The sequence below is a fragment of the Mycobacterium sp. RTGN4 genome, from assembly GCF_033804635.1.
GTDB lineage: Bacteria > Actinomycetota > Actinomycetes > Mycobacteriales > Mycobacteriaceae > Mycobacterium.
The window spans coordinates 1-19826 of record NZ_JAPZLB010000006.1; the positions used below are offsets into that span (position 1 = coordinate 1).

At 66.6% G+C, this 19826-nt stretch carries 17 protein-coding genes; 16 read left to right on the top strand and 1 reads right to left on the bottom strand.

The window, feature by feature from the left end:
• Positions 1-532: 532 nt before the first annotated feature.
• The 16 genes from SLQ30_RS14180 to SLQ30_RS14255 all read left to right on the top strand — a co-directional run bounded on the left by SLQ30_RS14180 (position 533) and on the right by SLQ30_RS14255 (position 17797).
• A complete protein-coding gene (locus SLQ30_RS14180; protein WP_319450297.1) occupies positions 533-1996 on the top strand; it encodes an EspA/EspE family type VII secretion system effector in 1464 nt (487 codons plus the stop codon).
• Positions 1997-2021: 25 nt separating this feature from the next.
• On the top strand, positions 2022-2339 hold the full coding sequence (locus tag SLQ30_RS14185) for a type VII secretion target (RefSeq protein ID WP_319450296.1): 318 nt from the start codon (positions 2022-2024) through the stop codon (positions 2337-2339).
• A 16-nt stretch (positions 2340-2355) separates the two neighbouring features.
• Positions 2356-3189, top strand: a complete 834-nt coding sequence (locus tag SLQ30_RS14190) for an ESX secretion-associated protein EspG (RefSeq protein WP_319450295.1) — start codon at positions 2356-2358, stop codon at positions 3187-3189.
• 16 nt (positions 3190-3205) lie between these two features.
• Entirely contained in the window at positions 3206-3763 is a 558-nt protein-coding gene (locus tag SLQ30_RS14195; protein WP_319450294.1) for a YbaB/EbfC family DNA-binding protein, read from the top strand.
• Positions 3756-5477 (top strand): type VII secretion AAA-ATPase EccA, encoded by a 1722-nt coding sequence (gene eccA / locus SLQ30_RS14200; RefSeq protein ID WP_319450293.1) that lies wholly within the window; start codon positions 3756-3758, stop codon positions 5475-5477. The genes SLQ30_RS14195 and eccA overlap by 8 nt, the downstream gene beginning before the upstream one ends.
• A gap of 4 nt (positions 5478-5481) precedes the next feature.
• Positions 5482-6942: a type VII secretion protein EccB gene (gene eccB / locus SLQ30_RS14205; RefSeq protein ID WP_319450292.1), complete on the top strand. Its 1461-nt coding sequence runs from the start codon at positions 5482-5484 to the stop codon at positions 6940-6942.
• On the top strand, positions 6942-9170 hold the full coding sequence (gene eccCa, locus SLQ30_RS14210; RefSeq protein WP_319450291.1) for a type VII secretion protein EccCa: 2229 nt from the start codon (positions 6942-6944) through the stop codon (positions 9168-9170). Before eccB ends, eccCa begins: the two co-directional genes overlap by 1 nt.
• Positions 9167-10921 (top strand): type VII secretion protein EccCb, encoded by a 1755-nt coding sequence (eccCb, locus tag SLQ30_RS14215; RefSeq protein ID WP_319450290.1) that lies wholly within the window; start codon positions 9167-9169, stop codon positions 10919-10921. Before eccCa ends, eccCb begins: the two co-directional genes overlap by 4 nt.
• A 168-nt stretch (positions 10922-11089) precedes the next feature.
• Entirely contained in the window at positions 11090-11386 is a 297-nt protein-coding gene (locus tag SLQ30_RS14220) for a PE domain-containing protein (protein WP_319450289.1), read from the top strand.
• Between the two features lie 45 nt (positions 11387-11431).
• Positions 11432-12754 carry a PPE family protein gene (locus tag SLQ30_RS14225; protein ID WP_319458320.1) on the top strand — a complete coding sequence of 441 codons (1323 nt, stop codon included), beginning with the start codon at positions 11432-11434 and terminating at the stop codon, positions 12752-12754.
• Between the two features lie 94 nt (positions 12755-12848).
• Positions 12849-13151, top strand: a complete 303-nt coding sequence (locus SLQ30_RS14230) for a WXG100 family type VII secretion target (RefSeq protein WP_319450287.1) — start codon at positions 12849-12851, stop codon at positions 13149-13151.
• Between the two features lie 28 nt (positions 13152-13179).
• The gene (locus SLQ30_RS14235) at positions 13180-13467 is read left to right on the top strand and encodes a WXG100 family type VII secretion target (protein WP_319450286.1); all 288 of its coding nucleotides are present in this window, start codon (positions 13180-13182) and stop codon (positions 13465-13467) included.
• A 93-nt stretch (positions 13468-13560) separates the two neighbouring features.
• On the top strand, positions 13561-14976 hold the full coding sequence (locus SLQ30_RS14240; protein ID WP_319450285.1) for a MinD/ParA family protein: 1416 nt from the start codon (positions 13561-13563) through the stop codon (positions 14974-14976).
• The gene (gene eccD, locus SLQ30_RS14245) at positions 14973-16499 is read left to right on the top strand and encodes a type VII secretion integral membrane protein EccD (RefSeq protein WP_319450284.1); all 1527 of its coding nucleotides are present in this window, start codon (positions 14973-14975) and stop codon (positions 16497-16499) included. The genes SLQ30_RS14240 and eccD overlap by 4 nt, the downstream gene beginning before the upstream one ends.
• Before the next feature lie 3 nt (positions 16500-16502).
• Positions 16503-17537 carry a hypothetical protein gene (locus tag SLQ30_RS14250; RefSeq protein ID WP_319450283.1) on the top strand — a complete coding sequence of 345 codons (1035 nt, stop codon included), beginning with the start codon at positions 16503-16505 and terminating at the stop codon, positions 17535-17537.
• Positions 17534-17797: a type VII secretion target gene (locus SLQ30_RS14255; protein ID WP_319450282.1), complete on the top strand. Its 264-nt coding sequence runs from the start codon at positions 17534-17536 to the stop codon at positions 17795-17797. The genes SLQ30_RS14250 and SLQ30_RS14255 overlap by 4 nt, the downstream gene beginning before the upstream one ends.
• Positions 17798-17889: 92 nt before the next feature.
• Here SLQ30_RS14255 and SLQ30_RS14260 read toward each other — a convergent pair whose 3' ends face one another.
• Positions 17890-19140, bottom strand: coding sequence for a secretion protein EccK (locus SLQ30_RS14260; protein ID WP_319450281.1), 1251 nt, complete (start codon positions 19138-19140; stop codon positions 17890-17892).
• Positions 19141-19826: the final 686 nt, after the last annotated feature.

The following is a 19826-nucleotide window of genomic DNA, read 5'->3' on the forward strand; positions in this document are numbered from 1 at the left end:
CGGTCAACTCCACCACTGCCTGCACACCGGCCTGCACTACGACGAACACGTTGCGTTCCCACCTCCTCTCCAACTCGCGGCTTGACTCTTAACTTCGTGAGATGTCTTTCTCCGTCGGATCGGACGACGCGACTGTCGGGGTTTCTCCAAGTATCAACTACGGCGCAGTGATGGCGAGTGAGCGAGCTGCGAGCGGAGGCGTCAAAAGCCACTCCAGCAAACTCGAGTCCGGCTCTATCTTCTGTATCGGCGGGCGAACCCGTTGACGCCCCGCGTGGGCGAGCGACCGATCTGCCGGCCCGTTCGGGCATCGGTAGCTGCGGAATCGGTTGGCGCGGCTCAATCCGGCAAAGCGGCCCGGAATCGATCGAAAATGGGTAGCTGCACATCGAAAATCCCTTTTGAACCCGTTCGCTGACGTTGCCACCCGGCCCCGCGAGTGGCCCGCTCTCGTCGACCAGAGCAGCGGAATTGGTGCGTGAAGCACCGAAATCCGCTGGTACGCTCACATCCGGAGAAGGGGTTGAATCGCATGGGGCTGTGGGATGTCGTCGAGGATGTGGGCGACCTCGTGACCGACGTTGGCAAAGACGTCGGCGAGACCGTCATCGATGTCGTAGACGTCTTCGGCGACACCCCGTTGATCGATCTGGTCAACCCAGGGGTCGGGATCCTGGCTCAGCTGAACGAAGTGGTCGGGCTCGGTGGAAAGCTCGTCGACTGGGCCAGCAACATCGGCCTGGACAAGTTCTTGCTCGCGGCGACCTCACCGATTCTCGCCGCGGGCCAGGCCGCCATCGCAGACATGCGTGAGACGACTGGTAGTGGCGAGCCCGAAACGGGCGACCGTTTGGGCGACGCCGAACAACGCTTCCGCCAGGCGACCGACTTGCTGACGTCCGCACATCCCAGCGGGGATTGGTCCGGCTCCGGGTCGGACGCATACTCCGCCGCCGACACCAGGCAGGAACGACGCACCACCAAGCTGGCCCTGCTCGACCACCAACTTCATCAGGTCATCGCGCGCGAAGCCGGACAAATCGCGCGCACCAGAGCCAAGCTCGACGACGAATCCAACGGGCTCGCCGAGTTCGGGCTGACCAGCTTCGGTTATGGGCTCATTCCCGGAGTGGGACCGGCCCTCAAGCAAGCCGCGGAGTTCCAAGCTGTCCTCAAGGCGTTGAGTGCCTGCTCGGCGGAGCTTCAGAAGTTGGCCGCCGAGGTCGACGCCAACGCGGCCGCGGGACAGCAACTCGCCGGGCAGTACTCGAGCGCGGCAGGGGATACGGGCGATCCTGGCTGCGTTCCGGAGCACGGCGGCACGTATGGCGGACCTACCCGCTCCCAGCCGGATTCGAGACCCGGCCCAGGGCCCGGTTCCGGCCCAGGGCCACGTGCCGGTTCAGGTCCAGGCACCGGCGCAGGTTCAGGTACCGGCGGCGGCACTGGCTCGGGCGGTGGTTCGGGTTCGGGTGGCGCAGCGCGGTCCTCGGACACGCCCACCATGCCGGACATCCCCACCCCGACGATGCCCGAGCAGCCAGCGTCGGGCGAGGCGTCCGACGGGTCCGGTGGCGGCCCGGCCGGCGGGCTAGGGGGCGTGCCTTCGGCTTTGGGCGGAACACCCGCTGGTGCTGGCGGCGGTTTGGCGTCCCTGGTGGCCGAGGTGATCAAGGCCGCGACGAAGCATTCTTCGGACCCGAAGAGCCCCGAGGAACAAGCGGCCGAGCAGAAGAAGCTAGAGGAGCAGGCCGCCAAAGACGCTGAAGCAGCCGAAGCCGCCAAGGCTGGGCAAGAAGGCGCTGGGCAAGAAGGCGCAGAGCAGGACGACAAGGACGAGCACGGCAAGCCCGTTGCGGCGCCCGGTGATGTGCTTGGCGGGCGCGCACCCATCCACGTCGAGTTGGACGTCGATCCGGCTCGGCTTGACCAGCCGATGACAGTCACCTTGGATCGGGATCATCCGATCGTGCTGCCGTCCGCGACAACGACATAGCAAGATAGATAGAAGGGGGTTGTCCATGTCCACCGAGTTGCGCGTCACCGAGGCGCACCTGCGCGAGTTGGCGGCCAAGCAAGGTGACGCGGCCGCCGTAATCCGGTCCGCCACCGACGCGGCCGACGGCGTGGCCGGTGCGGTCGGCACCACCCACGGTCCGATCTCGTCGGCTACGGCGGTCGCGGTTGCGGCTGCCGAAAGCGCCCGCGCCAAGGCCGGTGCGCAAACCGCCGCGGAGTCGCGCCACATGCAGGATCGGTTGGAGGCGTCCGCCGCCTCCTACGCGGGTGTCGACAAGGCCGTCGGTGGCGCGATCAACGCACAGCTGCGTCCGGCCTAGAAGTAAGGGTTATGGCATGAGTAGCAATGGAGCCACCCACCTCGACGACGTGGTCGCCGTCGAGGTCACCATCGACGGGATGCTCGTCATCGCGGACAAGCTCCACCTGATGGAGTTCCCGCCCGCGCTCGCAATCCGGAACAACATCCCGCAGCTCGAACTGCGGAACATCGTCTGGGAACAGGTTGGCCGCGACCTGGCCGCGCAGGGGGTGCTCGACGTCTTCGGGACCCCGCACCCCGAGGTGGCGGCCATGGTCGACACGCTGAGTCGGGCCGATCGGACCCTGGAGGGGCGTTGGTGGCGGCGCAACCTCGGCGGCAAGATGGTGCGTTTCGTGGTGTGCCGCAAGGGCGATCGCCACGTCGTCGCGGCCCGCGACAACGAGCTGCTGGTGCTGCAACGCGTCGCACCGCAGATTGGGCTGGCAGGCATGGTGAACGTGGTGCTCGGCTCGGCGACTCCGGTCGACGTGGAACCGCTCACCGCCCCGTCCAGCATGTTGGCCGACGCGAAGACCGCAAACCAGTTGGGGCAGTTCGGCATCAATCCGGTGTCGGCTCGCACGTATGCGAATCTGATCACCGATCCGACCAGCTGGGTGGAGCTCACCGCCACCGAGCGCCATCCCGGCGGCACCACCACCACCACCGACGTTGCGGCCGGGGTGTTGGATTCCGGCCAGGGCCGCATCGTGTCGATTCCGCGCAGGGTCAACGGCGAGCTGTACGGAAGCTTCCTGCCCGGGAGCCCGGAGAACCTCCAGCGCGCAATCGACGGGTTGGTGGAATTCCTCCCTTCCGGGGCCTGGTTCGATCGGGCCGACGCCGACACCGCCTACCCGGACTGAGAAAGGCACTCCCTTCGTGGATGACTATCCGCCGCGTGACGACGACGATCACGACGAGCTCGCGGCCCTGGCGTTCTACGCGCCCGAGCAGACCGACGCGCCCGAGCAGTCGGACGCCTCGGGCCTCGATGCGCTGGAGGAATACGCGCCCACCTACGACGGCGGGGTGGCCGACGACGCCGCCGAAGACGACTACTTCGGCCCGGCCGACGAGGCTGCACCCAGCGCCGACCAGCCGGCGGTGCCACTGTTCACGGTGACGAACCCACCCGGAACCGTCACCGTGACTACGTTCACGGACGGACGCGTCCACGAGATCGACCTATCCCCGAAAGTAACCACCTTGACCGAAACGCAGCTAGCAGAGGAGATCGTCGTCATCGCCCGGCTCGCCACCCAGGACGCCCGAGCGGCGCAGTTCTCCTTCATGCTCGAGGGCATGAACCAACAGGGCCATGACGAGGTCGCGACGCGCGACTTCCTCAACCGGGACCTCGACCTACCCTCTCCGGAGCAGGCGACGGCGACGCGTGCGGAGGTCTTCGCGCACCGGTATGCGAGCGACCATGAGTGACCATTTGGCCGGGCTCTTCGGCAGCGCCGTGGGCATGCTCGAGAATTCCCCCGCGCGTTCGCTTGAGGTGTTCAGTGAGATCACGAGCCTGGATGAAACCGCTTGTGACGCATGGGTCGGGCGCCTGCGGTGCGGGGACGCCGACCGGGTGACGTTGTTCCGGGCGTGGTTCTCGCGGGCCAACTTCGGACGGCTGGCCGGCGCCGCCGAACTGTCGATGAACAGCCTCAACGCCCGCGTTCCCATCGGCGGGTTGTTCGGTGACATCACCTATCCGATCATCTCACCGCTGGCGATCACCATCGGCTTCGCGGTTCGCGAGGCCGCGGAGGGCAACTACGCCGACGCCATGGAGGCCCTCGACAGCGCGCCCACCGCGGGGGCCGATCACCTGGTGTCCTGGGTCAAGGCCGTCATCTACTCGGCCGCCGAACGCTGGACGGACGTGATCGACCAGGTCAAGGGCTCCGCGCAGTGGCCGGACAAGTTCCTCGGGGCCGCCGGTGGGGTCGCGCACGGGGTGGCAGCGGCCAACCTCGGACTGTTCACCGAATCCGAACGCCGGCTCACCGAGTCGAACTCGTCTCCCGCGGGAGAGGCGTGCGGAGTCGCGATCGCGTGGTATCTGGCGATGACGCGTCGCAGCCAAGGCAACGAAGAGTCCGCCGTCGCATTGCTCGAATGGTTGCAGGCCACCCATCCCGAGCCCAAAGTCACTGCCGCGCTGAGAGATCCGACCTATCGACTGGTCACCACGACGCCCGAGAAGATCGCGTCCCGCTCCGATCCGTGGGACCCGTCGAGTGTGTCCGCGGACAATTCCGGCCGCGAGCGACTGCTGGCGGAGGCCCAGGCTGAGCTCGACCGCCAAATCGGACTGAGTCGCGTCAAGGAGCAAATCGAAAGATATCGCGCCGCAACACAAATGGCGCGCGTGCGGGCCGCCCGCGGAATGAAGGTCGCGCAGCAGTCCAAGCACATCATCTTCACCGGACCCCCTGGTACCGGCAAGACGACGATCGCCCGCGTGGTCGCCAACATCCTTGCGGGACTGGGCGTGATCGCCGAGCCCAAGCTGGTCGAGACGTCGCGCAAGGACTTCGTCGCGGAGTACGAAGGTCAGTCGTCGGTCAAGACGTCACGGACCATCGACCGTGCGGTCGGCGGGGTGCTGTTCATCGACGAGGCCTACACGCTGGTGCAGGAGCGCGACGGGCGAGCCGACCCGTTCGGCACCGAAGCCCTCGACACCTTGCTGGCCCGCATGGAGAACGACCGCGATCGCCTCGTCGTCATCATCGCCGGGTACAGCGCCGACATCGATCGGCTGCTGGAAACCAACGACGGCCTGCGGTCGCGGTTCTCTACCCGGGTCGAGTTCGATTCGTATGGCCCGAACGAGATCGTCGAGATCGCGGAAGTGCTTGCCAAGGGCAATGATTCGACTTTGAGCGAGGAGGCCTCCAAGCGCATCCTCGAGGCCGCCACCTTACTCAGCCAGCGCACGCTCAACAACAAGCCCGCACTCGACATCGCAGGCAACGGCCGCTACGCGCGCCAGCTGGTGGAGGCCGGCGAGCAGGCGCGCGACATGCGCCTGGCCCGCTCGGTCGACTTCGAGACCCTCGGGGTCGAGCAGCTCAGCGAGATCGATGGCGAGGACATGGCCGCAGCCATCGACGGCGTCCACGCACGACTGAACGTCGGCGACTGAACACATGGCAGGCTTTCGACTCACCACCAAGGTTCAGGTCAGCGGCTGGCGCTTTCTGCTCCGTCGCGTCGAGCACGCGATCGTGCGCCGGGATACTCGCATGTTCGACGATCCACTGCAGTTCTACAGCCGGGCGGTGTCGGTCGGCATCGTGATCGCGGTGCTGGTCTGCCTGGGCGCTGCGCTGCTGGCGTACTTCAAGCCACTGGGCAAGCGTGGTGAGGACAGCCTGCTGGTCGACCGGACCACCAACCAGCTCTACGTCATCATGCCTGGCAGTGGCCTGCTGCATCCGGTGTACAACTTGACGTCCGCGCGGCTGGTGCTCGGAAATCCGGGGACGCCCAACGCGGTCAAGTCCGAAGAGTTGAACCGCATGCCGAAGGGCCAGCCGATCGGCATCCCTGGCGCGCCGTACGCAACACCCACCGCGAGCGCGCCCGAATCGATGTGGACGCTGTGCGACATGGTGACCAAGGTCGAGAGCGTCGCCCCGTCCATCGAGACGTCGGTGCTGGTGATGCCGCTGGTCTCCGACGGAGCCGTCGGGCCCATGCGGCCGGACCAGGGGCTGCTCGTCTCGTTCAAGGATCAAGACTGGCTCATCACGAAGAACGGCAGGCACTCCATCGACCTGACCGACCGGGCGGTGACCTCGGCGGTGGGCATTCCGGTGACCGCGAAGCCGACGCCCATCTCGGAGGGACTGTTTAACTCCTTGCCGAACGCGGGCCCGTGGCAGTTGCCCGCCATCGCCGGCGGAGGCCCGAATACCCTTGGCCTGCCGCCGAATCTGGTGATCGGGTCGGTGTTCCAGACTGTCACCGACGCGGGTGATCAGAAGTACGTGGTGCTACCCGACGGGGTGGCGAAGGTCAACGACACCACCGCTGCCGCGTTGCGCGCCACCAACTCCTTCGGGTTGGTCGCACCACCTTCCGTGGAATCCAGCGACGTGGCCAAGGTGGCCGAACAGGTCTACCCGTCGCCGCTACCCGACCAGCCGCTCAGCGTGATCCTGCGCGAGGAAGCGCCTGCGTTGTGCTGGTCGTGGCAGCGCGAGCCAGGTGACCAGGCTCCGAAGACGGTGGTCATCACTGGGCGCAGGCTACCCATCTCGGCCGGCTCACTGAACACCGGTATCAACCAGATCGGTGGCGACTCAACGGTGTTCATCAGCGGCGGCCAGTTCATCCGGCTGCAGTCGCCCGATCCCCGATACGGCGAGAGCCTGTATTACGTCGACCCTCAGGGCGTGCGCTACGGCATACCCAACCAGGACACCGCCAACGCGCTGGGGCTGACGGCTCCTACGACGGCGCCGTGGCAGGTCGTCAGCCTGCTTGTCGACGGTCCGGTGCTCTCCAAGCAGGCCGCGCTACTCGAACACGACACGTTGCCTGCCGATCCCAGCCCACGAAAGATGCCTGGCGGCAACTCACCGGTCCCAGCGGGAGGCGGCTGATGACAACGAAGAAGTTCACTCCGACCATCAAGCGCGGGCCACGGCTGACGCCCGGCGAGATCAACGTGACGCCACCCGACGACCTCGGGATCGAGATCCCGGCGTCGGGCATACAGAAAATGCTGCCGTACGTGATGGGCGGCGGCATGCTCGGCATGATCGCGATCATGATCTTCACTGGCGTGCGGCAACTTTCGCCCTACATGCTGATGATGCCGCTGATGATGATCATGGGCACCGTCGGGTTCATGGCGGGTGGCGGTCCAGGTGGCAAGAAAGTCCCCGAGATCAATGCGGATCGCCGAGAGTACCTGCGCTACCTCTCCGGGCTCCGTACCCGCGTGACGTCTTCGGCGGCAGCGCAGGTGACGTTCTTCAATTACAACGCACCACATCCGGACGATCTGCTGTCGCTCGTCGGGACCAACCGGCAGTGGTCGCGGCAGGCCAATGACGGCTTCTACGCTGCGACGCGCCTCGGGCTTGGCACCGCGCCCGCCGTCGACCGATTGTTGAAGCCCGCAGTCGGCGCCGAACTCGTCGGCCCGCAGGCCGCTCCGCAGCCTCACCTCGAGCCGGTCAGCCACATGTGGCTGACCAAGTTCTTGCGCACCCACGGCTTGATCCACGATTGTCCGAAACTCCTTCAGCTGCGCACCTTTCCGACCATTGCCGTGGGTGGCGACCCGGCAGGCGCCGCGGGTCTGCTGACGGCGATGGTCTGCCACCTGGCCGTGTTCCACCCACCGGACCTGCTCCAGATCCGCGTGCTGACCGACAACCCGGAGGACCCGGCCTGGGCCTGGCTGAAGTGGTTGCCGCACGTCCAGCACCAGACCGATTCCGACGCAGCGGGCGCCACCCGGCTGGTCTTCACTCGCCCGGACGGCCTCTCGGATCTGACGGCGCGTGGTCCGCATACCGCCGACGCGATGCCGACCGGTCCGTACGTCGTGGTCGTCGACCTGACTGGCGGCCGGGCCGGCTTCCCCGTCGACGGACGCGCAGGTGTCACGGTGCTCACCCTCGGCAACCACAAGGGTTCGGCCTACAAGCTGAAGGTCAACCCCGACGGCACGGCCGACGACAAGCTCCCGAACTCGCCGTTCCGGTTGACCACCAGCACTTCTGACTCCATGACGCCCGAACAGGCTGGCCGGATCGCGCGCAAGCTCGCGGGATGGTCCATCACGGGCACCATCATCGACAAGGGCAACCGGGTGCAGAAGAAGGTCGCCACCGAGTGGCACCAGATCGTCGGCGCCCAGACCATCGAAGAGGTGACGCCCAACCGGTGGCGCATGTTCAGCGACACCGACCGCGACCGGCTGCGCGTGCCCTTCGGGCACGAACTCAAGACCGGCGACATCATGTACCTCGACATCAAGGAGGGCGCTGAGTTCGGTGCCGGACCTCACGGGATGCTCATCGGTACGACGGGTTCGGGAAAGTCGGAATTCCTTCGCACGCTTATTCTTTCGCTGGCGGCCACGCATCATCCCGACCAGGTGAACCTATTGCTCACCGACTTCAAGGGCGGTTCGACATTCCTCGGCATGGAGAAGCTGCCGCACACCGCGGCGGTGGTCACGAACATGGAAGAGGAAGCCGAACTCGTCAGCCGCATGGGCGAGGTGCTCTCCGGCGAGCTGGACCGACGCCAGACGATCCTGCGGCAGGCCGGCATCCAGGTCGGTGCTGCGGGTGCGCTCTCTGGCGTCGCGGAATACGAGAAGCATCGCGAACGTGGCGCCGAACTTCCGCCGTTGCCAACGCTTTTCGTCGTCGTCGACGAGTTCGCCGAGTTGTTGCAGAACCACCCGGACTTCATCCAGTTGTTCGACCGGATCTGCCGCGTCGGCCGCTCGTTGCGCGTGCACCTGCTGCTCGCGACGCAGTCGTTGAACACCGGTGGCGTGCGCATCGACAAGTTGGAGCCCAACCTGACCTACCGCATCGCGCTGCGCACCACGAGTTCGGCGGAGTCGAAGGCCGTGATCGGAACGCCTGAGGCGCAGTACATCACCAACAAGGAAAGCGGCGTCGGATTCGTGCGGGTCGGCATGGAGGACCCGGTGAAGTTCCAGAGCGTCTACACCGGAACCAATTACGTGCCAACGGAGACGGTGGACGACGTCGGGGAGGTCGTGCCAAGGCATGCCGCCCAGGGTCGGGTGCGGATCCATCAGTTCACGGCAACCCCGATCGCAGAGGCGGTGACATTGTGACAGTAGAGCCCGAACAGCGCGTCCTACGCGAGGTTGTGTTGAGCCAGCTGGCCACCGGGGAGATCCGCGCCTACCGAATGTGGTTGCCGCCCTTGACGGATCCGGCACCGGTGAACGAGTTGGTCGAACGCGACCGTCGTCAGCCACTGCGGTTCGGGCTGGGCATCATGGACGAACCGCGCAGGCATCGCCAGGAAGTGTGGGGCATCGACGTATCCGCCGCGGGCGGCAACATTGCGATCGGTGGCGCACCCCAGACCGGTAAGTCCACGTTCCTGCAGACGATGCTGCTGTCGGCGGCCGCGACGCACACGCCGCGGCAGGTGCAGTTCTATTGCATCGACCTCGGTGGTGGCGGCTTGATGTACCTCGAGGACCTGCCGCACGTCGGTGGCGTCGCGACGCGGTCCGAACCCGACAAGGTCAACCGCATGGTCGCCGAGATGAAAGCGGTGCTGCGGCAACGCGAGGCGATGTTCAAGCAGCATCGGGTTGGGTCGATCGCCACGTATCGACAGCTGCGCGACGATCCCAGCCACCCGGCATCCGCCGACCCGTTCGGTGACGTCTTCCTGGTGATCGACGGGTGGCCGGCCTTTGTGTCGGAGTTCCCCGACCTCGAACCCGTCGTGCAGGACATCGCGGGCCAGGGCCTTGCGTTCGGCGTGCACACCGTCATCTCGACACCGCGCTGGACGGAGCTGAAGGCTCGCGTGCGCGACTATCTGGGTACCAAGGTCGAGTTCCGACTCGGTGACGTCAACGAGACGCAGGTCGACCGCATCACGCGCGAGATCCCGTCCAACCGGCCCGGTCGCGCGATCTCGATGGAGAAGCACCACCTGATGATCGGGGTGCCACGTCTGGACGGCGTGCACAGCGCCCTCGACATGGTGCCTGCCATGACGGCGGCCGTGCAGCACATCGGCACGCTGCACACCGACCAGGCACCCCAGGTGCGGGTGCTCCCCGATCGCATCTACCTGCGGGACCTCGATCCGGCGCCGCCAGGACCCGAGAGCGACTACCGCACGCGGTGGACGGTGCCGCTCGGGCTCCGCGAGTCCGACCTGTCGGTGGCGTACAACCCCATGCACACGACGCCGCACCTGCTGATCTTCGGCGCCCCGAAGTCCGGCAAGACGCGCATCGCGCACGCGGTCGCGTCGGCGATCTGCGCCCGCAACAGTCCGCAGCAAGTGCGGTTCATGCTGGCCGACTACCGGTCGGGCCTGCTCGACGCCATCCCGCAGAGCCATCTGCTGGACGCGGGCGGGGTGAACCGCAACAACGCCTCGCTCGAGGAGGCCATCAAGGCGCTGGCGACGAACCTGCAGAAGCGGTTGCCTCCGGCAAACCTCACCACCGCGCAGCTGCGGGCCCGTTCGTGGTGGACGGGTCCGGACGTCGTGCTGGTCGTCGACGACTGGCACATGATCGTCGCGGCCAGTGGTGTGATGCCGCCGATGGCACCCCTGTCACCGCTGCTACCTGCGGCGGCAGACATCGGGCTGCACGTCATCGTGACGTGCCAGATGAGTCAGGCGCACCGCGCCACCATGGACAAGTTCGTGGGGGCCGCGTTCGGGGCGGGTTCGCCGACGATGTTTCTTTCTGGCGAGAAGACGGACTTTCCGTCGAGCGAGATCAAAGTCAAACGCAGGCCTCCTGGCCAGGCGTTTTTGGTCACACCGGATGGCAAGGAAGTCATTCAGGCGGCCTATGTGGACCCACCCGAAGAAGAAGTGTAAGCACCACCCCCAAAGGGCCGGTAATATTTCCCGCAGACGTTCAGCAACGCTGGCGACAACGATGTAGCAAACGGATCGGGGGACGATCCAATGCGCATGACGCAAAGTCATCGTGTTCCCGATTCGGTGAACCTGTAGTCCGCTCGAATTACAAAGGGAGTATTCGCTATGCAACCCATGTCCCACAACCCAGCAGCAGTGGCAGTCGGCTCTCAGGTCGTCGCCAACGGCGCTCGCGGGCTCGCTGGCGGCACGGCCGCAGGGGCCGCGGTCACGGCACTCGTTCCCGCAGGTGCAGAAGAGGTTTCGATGCAGGCGGCGATGGCTTTCGCCACCGAGGGCATGGAGTCGATGGCGCTCAATGCACTGGCTCAGGAAGAGCTGACCAGGACCGGCGCGGCGTATGCGGAAGCGGCTGGTGTCTACACCACCGTTGACGGCGCCAACGCCACCGTCCTGTCGTAATAGACACATCACCTCTCTGACTTCGAGACGAGCCTCCAGCAAATCATGGTCGCACTACCCGCAATTCCCACCATGGATTGGCACGCGATGCCGCCCGAGGTAAACACCTCGCGGTTGATGGTCGGTGCCGGTCCGGCGCCGATGCTTCAGGCCGCGGCGGGGTGGGAGGCGTTCTCGATCTTGCTGGAGACTCAGGCCGACGAATTGCAGGCCAGCCTCGCCTCCTTGGCGTCGGCCTGGTCGGGTGCGGCAAGCGAGCGTGCGGTGTCGGCCACCATGCCGATGGTGATCTGGCTCCGCATGACGTCATTGCAGGCGATGAAGCGGTCGTTGCAGGCGGCGGCCCAGGCCACGGCGTACACCACCGCACTGACCACCACGCCACCGCTTCCCGAGATCGAGACCAACCGCGTCACGACGCAGGTGCTGTACGACACCAACTTCTTCTTCGTGAACACCGTGCCAATCGGCGTCCACGAGGTGGACTACTGGGTCCGGATGTGGACGCAGGCGGCCCTGGTGATGGACAGCTACGCGGCGGAGACGGGCCTGAACACGGTGTTCGAGCCGATCATGCCGCTGCAGCCGATGGTCATGTCGGGCGTCGGCGAGGGCACGGCGGCCAGCGCTGTGGGCATGACGGCGGCCATGGCGCCGGGTGCTGCGGTACGGGAGGCGTCCTTCGCTCACGTCACGGCGCAGGCCACCGTCGAGTCCGTCGGTTTGACGACGGGGCGGATGGTCGGCCAAGGCAACATGGTGGCTGAGCGAGGCGAGGGCGCGGCCCGGCAGGGGGCAAACGCCGGGCAGCAGGCCAGCCAGCAGAGCCAGCAGTCGCAACAGCCGGCTCAGATGGGTGTCCAGATGGCCACGCAGATGGCGTCGCAGCTGGGTTCGACGTTGGTCCAGCTCCCACAGCAGATGGGCCAGATGGTCACCCAGCCGATGCAGCAGTTGATGTCACCGCTGCAGCAGGTCACTTCGATGTTCAGCGGGTCCAACCAGCAGGTTGGCCTGATGGGGGCCAGCCCGCTGTCCAACCACCCGCTGGTCGGTGGCACGGGGATGAGCTCCGGCGCAGGGTTGGTGCGCGCCGCGTCCCTTCCCGGGGCGGGCGGAATGTCGTCGCGCACGCCGCTGATGTCCAACCTCGTCGGCAAGCCGGAAGTTCCGTCCACGCCCGTCGAGGCGGAGCCCGTCGGTGCCGCACCAGGGGCCAACGGCGCGGGCAAGGCACCCGTCGGGTCGGGCGGCGGCAACCCCGCGGGGATGGCCGGCGAACGCGGCAAAAGTGGCGGCACCCGGCAGGCGTTGCTTGCTCCGGCGCCGCTGCCCCAAAGCTTCGACGATGAAGACGACGAGTGGTAGCTCGTCACACAACAAAGACTTCCCGGCCCTAGGGGGCGGAAGGACTCGCCATTTCCCGTGGTGAGGACACAGGAAAGAGAAAAGGTAAATCACGATGGCACAGATGAATACCGATGCCGCTGTCCTCGCCAAGGAGGCAGCGAACTTCGAGCGGATCTCGGGTGAGCTCAAGAGCGTCATCGCTCAGGTCGAGTCGACGGCAGGGTCGCTGGCTGGGCAGTGGCACGGCCAGGCGGGTACGGCCGCTCAGGCCGCCATGCTGCGTTTCCACGAGGCGGCCGCCCGTCAGGTGCAGGAGTTGAACGACATCTCGTCCAACATCCACCAGTCCGGCACGCAGTACACCTCGACCGATGAGGATCAGCACTCTTCGCTGTCCTCGGCCATGAACCTCTGACCACCACACCAAGAAACGGAGACAGAATATGAGTGAACAGCTTTGGAACTTCGCAGGCATCGAGGGCGGATCGAGCGAGATCCAGGGGTCCGTCGCGACTACCGCGGGCCTGCTCGACGAGGGCAAGGGCTCGCTGGCCGCGCTGGGCGCGGTCTGGGGTGGCTCGGGTTCGGAGGCCTACCAGGCCGTCCAGCAGCGCTGGGACAGCACTTCGAACGAACTGAACCAGGCGCTGCAGAATCTGGCGCAGACTATCAGCGAAGCTGGTTCCACCATGTCGCAGACCGAAGCCGGCGTGACCGGGATGTTCGCATAACACGAACGAACATGAGGGTGGGCGGGCCGGTACTCTGGTTCGCCCACCTCATGTGCGCTTCGGCGTACACACACAACTCTTGAGAGGTTCCCCATGTCGGCCGACTATGACCGGCTCTTCCACTCCTCGGATCCGGCGCAGGTCGAAGACGAGACGGTGACGGTCGATCGCGAGTCCGTGGTTGGCGCCACACCCGCACCCAAGCCCGCAACACCGGGGCGCACCGACGGGCCGTCCGGCCCGATGCCTGTGGCGCCCACGCAGACCCAGGCGGCCGCCGCGCCGAAGACCGCGCCGCCGCCGCCGAACCCGGCCGAGGTCACCAGTCAGATGCGCCCGGCCGCCGGAACGCCGCGCGTCCAGAACGGGATGATGCGAGCGCCGCAGGCGCCGACGTCCGCGGGAGCGCGTTACGAGCCGGCCCGGCCGACGCAGGCCTCGCAAGCCCGGCAGGCGGCCACGCCGTCGCCGTCGCAGCACTTCGCCGAAGCGCAGGCCGAGACCCGGGCAGTGTGGGGCACGGCCGCGCAGCAGCAGGCGTCGGGCCCAGTGCCGACCTCGGCCGCCAGCATCGGCAATCACCGTGCCATTGACGCACTTTCACACGTCGGCGTGCGGTCGGCGGTCAAGATGCCGTCCCAGCACGGCTGGCGTCACGTCATCTACATGCTCACGCGGATCAACCTCGGCCTGTCGCCGGACGAGCTGTACGAGATGGATCTGCACGCGCGGATCCGCCGCAACGCACGCGACTCTTACCAGATCGGCGTCTTCGGGTTGAAGGGCGGCGTCGGCAAGACGGCCACGACGGTGGCACTCGGTTCCACGCTGAGCAAAATCCGCGGCGACCGGATTCTGGCCGTCGACGCCGACCCGGATGGCGGCAACCTGGCCGACCGGGCCGGACGGCAGTCCGCGGCCACCGTCGCAGACCTGCTTTCGGACAAGGAACTGAACCGCTACAACGACATTCGCGCATACACGAGCATGAATGGCTCCAACCTCGAGGTGCTGTCGTCGGAGGAGTACAGCGGCGCCCGCCGTGAGTTCAACGACGACGACTGGAAGGGCACCGTCGACGTCGTCTCGCGGTACTACAACCTGGTGCTGGCCGACGGCGGCGCAGGGTTGTTCCAGCCCGCGTCGCGCGGGGTGTTGTCGACGGTCGCTGGTTTGGTGATCGTCGCGAGCGCCTCGATCGACGGCGCGCGGCAAGCCGCGGTGACCATGGACTGGTTGCGGCAGAACGGATATCAGGATCTGCTCGGCCGCTCGTGCGTGGTCATCAACCACGTCGTACCCGGTAAGCCCAACATCGACGTCGAAGATCTGGTGCAGCAGTTCGAACGGCACGTGCCTCCTGGCCGCGTCATCGTGCTGCCCTACGACAAGCACATCGCCGCGGGCACCGAGATCCAACTCGATCTGCTTGGCGAAACGTTCCGCAGACGGATCACCGAGTTGGCCGCCGCGTTATCCGACGACTTCGACAGGCTCGAACGCCGTTGACCACCACGGCCGCCGCAACCAGCACGCCGGGCGTGACGCCCGGTCGGCCGTCGACGACCCGGGTCACGATCCTGACGGGCCGCCGCATGACAGACCTCGTTCTGCCTGCGGCGGCCAACATCGAGACCTACATCGACGAAACCGTGACGGTACTTGCCGACCTGTTGGAGGACTCTCCCGCAGATGTGTTGGCGGGCTTCGACTTCAAGGCGCAGGGTGAGTGGGCGTTTGCGCGGCCCGGGGCTCCGCCGCTGAAGGCCAGCGAATCGCTCGATGACGCCGGGGTGGTCGACGGTGCGCTGCTGACCCTGGTGTCGGTCAGCCGCACCGAGCGGTACCGACCGCTCGTCGAGGACGTCATCGACGCGATCGCGGTGCTCGACGAGTCGCCAGAGTTCGACCGGACGGCGCTGAATCGGTTCGTCGGACTGGCGATTCCGATCATTGCCTTCATCATTACGGGCTTGGCCCTGCGCGCATGGTCGGCGACGAACCACAGCTGGTGGTGGACGGTGGCGCTCGCGGTGGTCGGGCTCGGCGTGCTCGGCGGCAGCATGCTTGCGCAGAGCCGTTTCGGCAACATCGACATGACCGAGAGCCTGCTGGTGGCGGCGCTGCCGCTGCTCGCAGGCGCAGCGGCGCTGGCAATTCCGTTGCCGCAAGGGGTCGACGGGCTTGGTGCGCCACAGCTGGCGGGAGCCGCCGCCGTGGTGCTGCTCCTCGTCTTGGCAACTCGCGGTGGTCCGCGCAAGCGCGCCGAGGTCGCGTCGTTTCTTTCGGTGGCTGCCGTTGCGGCTACCGCGGCAGGCATCGCGTATGGCTACGGATGGCAGGAATGGGTGCCTGCGGGCGCCATCGCGTTCGGCCTCATCGTCGTCACGAACGCCGCCAAGCTGACTGTCGCGGTGGCCCGAATCGCCCTGCCGCCGATCCCGGCGCCGGGTGAGACCGTTGCCAATGACGAACTGCTGGATGCGGTTTCGAGTCGTGACGCGGAAGGCGAAACCCCGACGTGGCAGGCGATCATCGCCTCGGTTCCGGAGTCCGCCGCGCGGTTGAGCGAGCGCAGCCAGCTGTCGAAGCACCTGCTCATCGGGTTTCTGACGGCGGGCGCGCTGGTATTGGCGATGGGTGCGATCGCGGTGGTGGTGCAGGGGCACTTCTTCCTGCACAGCCTGATCGTGGCCGGCCTCGTCACCGCGGTCTGCGGGTTCCGCTCGCGGCTGTACGCCGAACGTTGGTGTGCCTGGGCGTTGTTGGGTGCCGCGGTCATCATCCCGACCGGCGTCACGATCAAGCTGTGCGATTGGTATCCGCAGAGCGCCTGGCTCGTCATCGCCATCTACGCGGTGCTGGTCGTCGTGGCGCTGATTTTGGTGGGCGCCACCGAAGGGGTGCGCCGGGTGTCCCCGGTGACCAAGCGGATCCTCGAGCTACTCGATGGCACCACCATCGCAGCGGTGATCCCGATGCTGCTCTGGATCGCCGGCGTCTACGACGCCCTCCGGAACATCAGGTTCTGATATATGCGTGGCACGGGTGGTTCGGCTGAGACGCTTGGTGTAGATGGAAAGTTGCTGAACAATGTGGGCAACGACCTGGTTTCCTCGGCGGGTAATATTCCCGCTCCCCCAGCACCTTTCGCCACTGCCGGCACCGACCCCATCTCGGCCAAGATCGCGACAGGATTGGCGAAGCTCGAGACTCCCATTCAAACCGGTCTGCCGGAACTAAAGACCAGCGCCACCCAGATCGGGGGCAAGATCGCCGCTGCCGGCGGAAAGTACGACCAGACGGACGAGCAACTGGCGAAGCAAATCGAACAGCACACGTTCGACAAGTCGGGTAGCCCCAGCGTTGGCGGCGGCCTCGGTGGTGCGCAGGGCGTGGTGGGTTTCAAGGGCGGCGGCCCGGTGGAGCGCACGGGCTTTTCCACCCCGAATCACGTGGGCGGCAAGGTCGGTGGGGATGCGCCCGTCAGCGCCCCGCCTGCCACCGCTAGTGCGCCTGCTTCCGTAGGCGGTGGGACGCCCGGTGCTGATGCGCCTGCTTCCGGTGCTCCGGGTTCGGGAGCGGCTGGGGCTGGGACGTCCAGTGGTGCGCCTGCAGCCGGGACGGCCGCCGCCGGAGCGCCCGGCGCCGCGACAGCCGCGTCCGCCGCGGGCGGCTCGGCCGCTTCGGGGGCGGGCGCAATGGGCCAAATGGGCCAGATGATCAGCATGCCGATGCAGATGGCGGGGCAGGCGGTCGGCATGGCGGCGGCGGTGCCGCAGACCGTCATGCAGGGCGTGGAGAGCGCGGTGCAGCAGGTCAGCCAGTTGACCGGAGGACTCGGGCAGGACGGCGACTCCTCCGTCAGTGATGCTCAACTGACCGGTGAGCACAAGGGCGACGAATCACGAACGCGTCCAGACGAACCGGCGAAGGCCGAGCAAGCGCACGAAGGCGCGGCTGCCGACCAGCCGCACGCCGCGGAGCAGGCTCCTGTCGCGCCGCCCGCGGACCAGAAGCCGCCCGCTCAGACCCGGCCCGCTGAATCAGGACCGGAGACGTTCGTATGACCACGCCCGGAGGCCCGGTACTCAAGGTCGAACCGAGCGTGCTGCGGTCCACGGGTGCACAGTTCGAACACGTCGGCAACGAGCTTTCCGACCTCCGGGCCGACGAGCCGCTGCACAATGCCGCATCAGGAGTGGCCCAATTGGCCACGGGCCCAGCGTGCTTGACGGCGGCGGAGAACATCGCTACGCAGATGAAATCTCTTGCGGACGGCGCGCGAACCTACGGACAGAGCTTGGAAAGCGCTGCGCAGCAATATTAGTCGACCGATCAATCGTCGGCCGGGGCACTCGGTGCGGTCGGTTTCTCGAACTAGCTTGCCGCTACTTCGGAATTGTCTGCAGTACTGACTTACTAGACGGATGCCTCGGCGCTGAGGGCGTCTGACATCAGCACGCCGAGGTGTTGCCAGTAGACCCAGTCGGCGATGGCTGCCCGTTGAGTTGGCCCGTCCAGTGCGGTGTGGGCCCGGTAGAGCGCGAGGTCTTGGGCGTGTTCGGCGTAGGTGACGAAGGCTTCGAGGTGCGCCACGCCGCGGTCGGGCATCGTGCTCATCAACGGCTTACACAGGTCGAACCACAGCATCGCCGAGTCGTCGGCCGGTGGTTGCGGATCCGCAGGCGCCGGGGGCAGCAGCTCCATCAGACCGCCATCGCTGACCGAGGCCAACCGCGACGCCGCTGCAGGTGCGATGACCTCGAGTCGGCTGCGGCCCTCCATCTTTCCGGTCTCGGGAATGTCGTCGGGCTGCAGCACTACCTTCGCGGTGCCCGGATCGAAGCTCGCGAACTGCGCCTCGGTCGCGATGATCGCGCGCAGCTTCTGGCTGTGCGCCTGGGCCCAACCCTGGATCGCCAGAATCGGATAGGTCGCCCACTTGGCCCGCTCACTGGGCGCAATCGATTCATCAGCGGTCACCAGCTGAACCTGGGCGGGCAGATTGACACCGTCGGGGACGTAGCCCAGGCCGTAACTGTTGGCCACCACGACGGTCCCGTCGGCACACAGCCCCGTCACCCAGAAGAACCCGAAATCCATCACCCCGACGTTGAGCGCGGCACCGATTCGCCGAGCCAATGTCAGCGCGTCGTTTCCGCCGTTCTTCTGACGACGCGCCGCACCCGCGGCCGCCGACGCAGCCATCGCATCGCGCTCCATGCGGGCCGCCGATACCGGAATCGGCGCCGGCGCAGCGATACCCGCCGCCGACGTGTTGGCCGTCGACGCAGCGTGCACGCCCGGACCGGTCGGCGTCGAACCCGGAGTACCGCTGACGGTGCCACCACTGCCGCTTCCGCTGCCGACGGGTGCCGCCGGTGTCGGAGTGGCCGGGGGACCCAGCGGCATCGGCGTCGGCGCAGGACCCGACATCCCACCGACCGGCGCCAGACCGGAGCTACCGCCGCCGCCGCTGGAAAGGCCTGTGCCGCTGGGCAATCCGCCCCCCGTTGCGCTGGGCCCCGCAGTGGCCGGCGGCGCAGCGGGCGCATCAACGGGAACTTGAGGATTGACGGGTAGTTGGGCAGCGTTGGCGGGCGAGACCATGGGGTTGGCCTGTGCGGCCTGAGTGCCTTGGTCGATGCCCTTGGAAATGTCGCTGAGCATCTGTTGCTGTTGCTGGGCGGGAGTCAAGTCAGCGTTCGGCGTCGTTGTGCTTTGGGCATTGTCTTTCTTCAGATCCGTCAACTGACTGGACTGCCCGGGTCCTGACGGCGAATTCGTTGTCGGGTTGGACGAGATGCTGCCAGGACCTGACGGCGAGGGTCCGCCTCCGCCACCGCCTCCGGGTCCAGACATCACGCTCGGTCCTGCTGTAGGTGTTCCGGGGTCAATAGGAGATGACCCCGGGCCTGGTTCTGCAGGTATGGCACCTGACCCGCCCGGGTGGCCAGGGCGATGCGGGGGCGGCGTACCGGATTCCTGAGGCGCCACCTGCTGGGTCGGGGTGGCGACGTGGGGGCGCGGTGGAGGACCTGCTGGCACTTGCGGCGTTTCGGCGGCCTCGGGAGCGACCGCTCTTCCTTGCTGGTTGAGGTGGCTTATCGGTGAGACCGTCGGGTCGGGCGGTAGCTGCTTGCCGGGAGGTCCACCCGGTCGAAAGCCGGCGGATACGAAACGATTGGGGGCCTTAGGCCCAGGCTCTCTTGCGTCAAGAGTGTTGGATTGAGAAGCTACGGTCTCTGTGTTTTTTTGATGAGTCTCGCGGACCTTGCTCTCGACCTTGTCGGCGAGCTCGATGGAATTTCCGACACCTTCTTGGTCTTCCAATTCATCGATATAGTCTTGGGCCG

What these genes read in the sequence shown, in the direction of transcription:
- SLQ30_RS14180 (WP_319450297.1), top strand. Translation starts at nt 533, where the DNA reads ATGGGGCTGTGGGATGTCGTCGAGGATGTGGGCGACCTCGTGACCGAC.
- SLQ30_RS14185 (WP_319450296.1), top strand. Translation starts at nt 2,022, where the DNA reads ATGTCCACCGAGTTGCGCGTCACCGAGGCGCACCTGCGCGAGTTGGCG.
- SLQ30_RS14190 (WP_319450295.1), top strand. Translation starts at nt 2,356, where the DNA reads ATGAGTAGCAATGGAGCCACCCACCTCGACGACGTGGTCGCCGTCGAG.
- eccA (WP_319450293.1), top strand. Translation starts at nt 3,756, where the DNA reads ATGAGTGACCATTTGGCCGGGCTCTTCGGCAGCGCCGTGGGCATGCTC.
- eccB (WP_319450292.1), top strand. Translation starts at nt 5,482, where the DNA reads ATGGCAGGCTTTCGACTCACCACCAAGGTTCAGGTCAGCGGCTGGCGC.
- eccCa (WP_319450291.1), top strand. Translation starts at nt 6,942, where the DNA reads ATGACAACGAAGAAGTTCACTCCGACCATCAAGCGCGGGCCACGGCTG.
- SLQ30_RS14220 (WP_319450289.1), top strand. Translation starts at nt 11,090, where the DNA reads ATGCAACCCATGTCCCACAACCCAGCAGCAGTGGCAGTCGGCTCTCAG.
- SLQ30_RS14225 (WP_319458320.1), top strand. Translation starts at nt 11,432, where the DNA reads ATGGTCGCACTACCCGCAATTCCCACCATGGATTGGCACGCGATGCCG.
- SLQ30_RS14230 (WP_319450287.1), top strand. Translation starts at nt 12,849, where the DNA reads ATGGCACAGATGAATACCGATGCCGCTGTCCTCGCCAAGGAGGCAGCG.
- SLQ30_RS14235 (WP_319450286.1), top strand. Translation starts at nt 13,180, where the DNA reads ATGAGTGAACAGCTTTGGAACTTCGCAGGCATCGAGGGCGGATCGAGC.
- SLQ30_RS14240 (WP_319450285.1), top strand. Translation starts at nt 13,561, where the DNA reads ATGTCGGCCGACTATGACCGGCTCTTCCACTCCTCGGATCCGGCGCAG.
- SLQ30_RS14250 (WP_319450283.1), top strand. Translation starts at nt 16,503, where the DNA reads ATGCGTGGCACGGGTGGTTCGGCTGAGACGCTTGGTGTAGATGGAAAG.
- SLQ30_RS14255 (WP_319450282.1), top strand. Translation starts at nt 17,534, where the DNA reads ATGACCACGCCCGGAGGCCCGGTACTCAAGGTCGAACCGAGCGTGCTG.
- SLQ30_RS14260 (WP_319450281.1), bottom strand. Translation starts at nt 19,140, where the DNA reads ATGCTCAGCGACATTTCCAAGGGCATCGACCAAGGCACTCAGGCCGCA.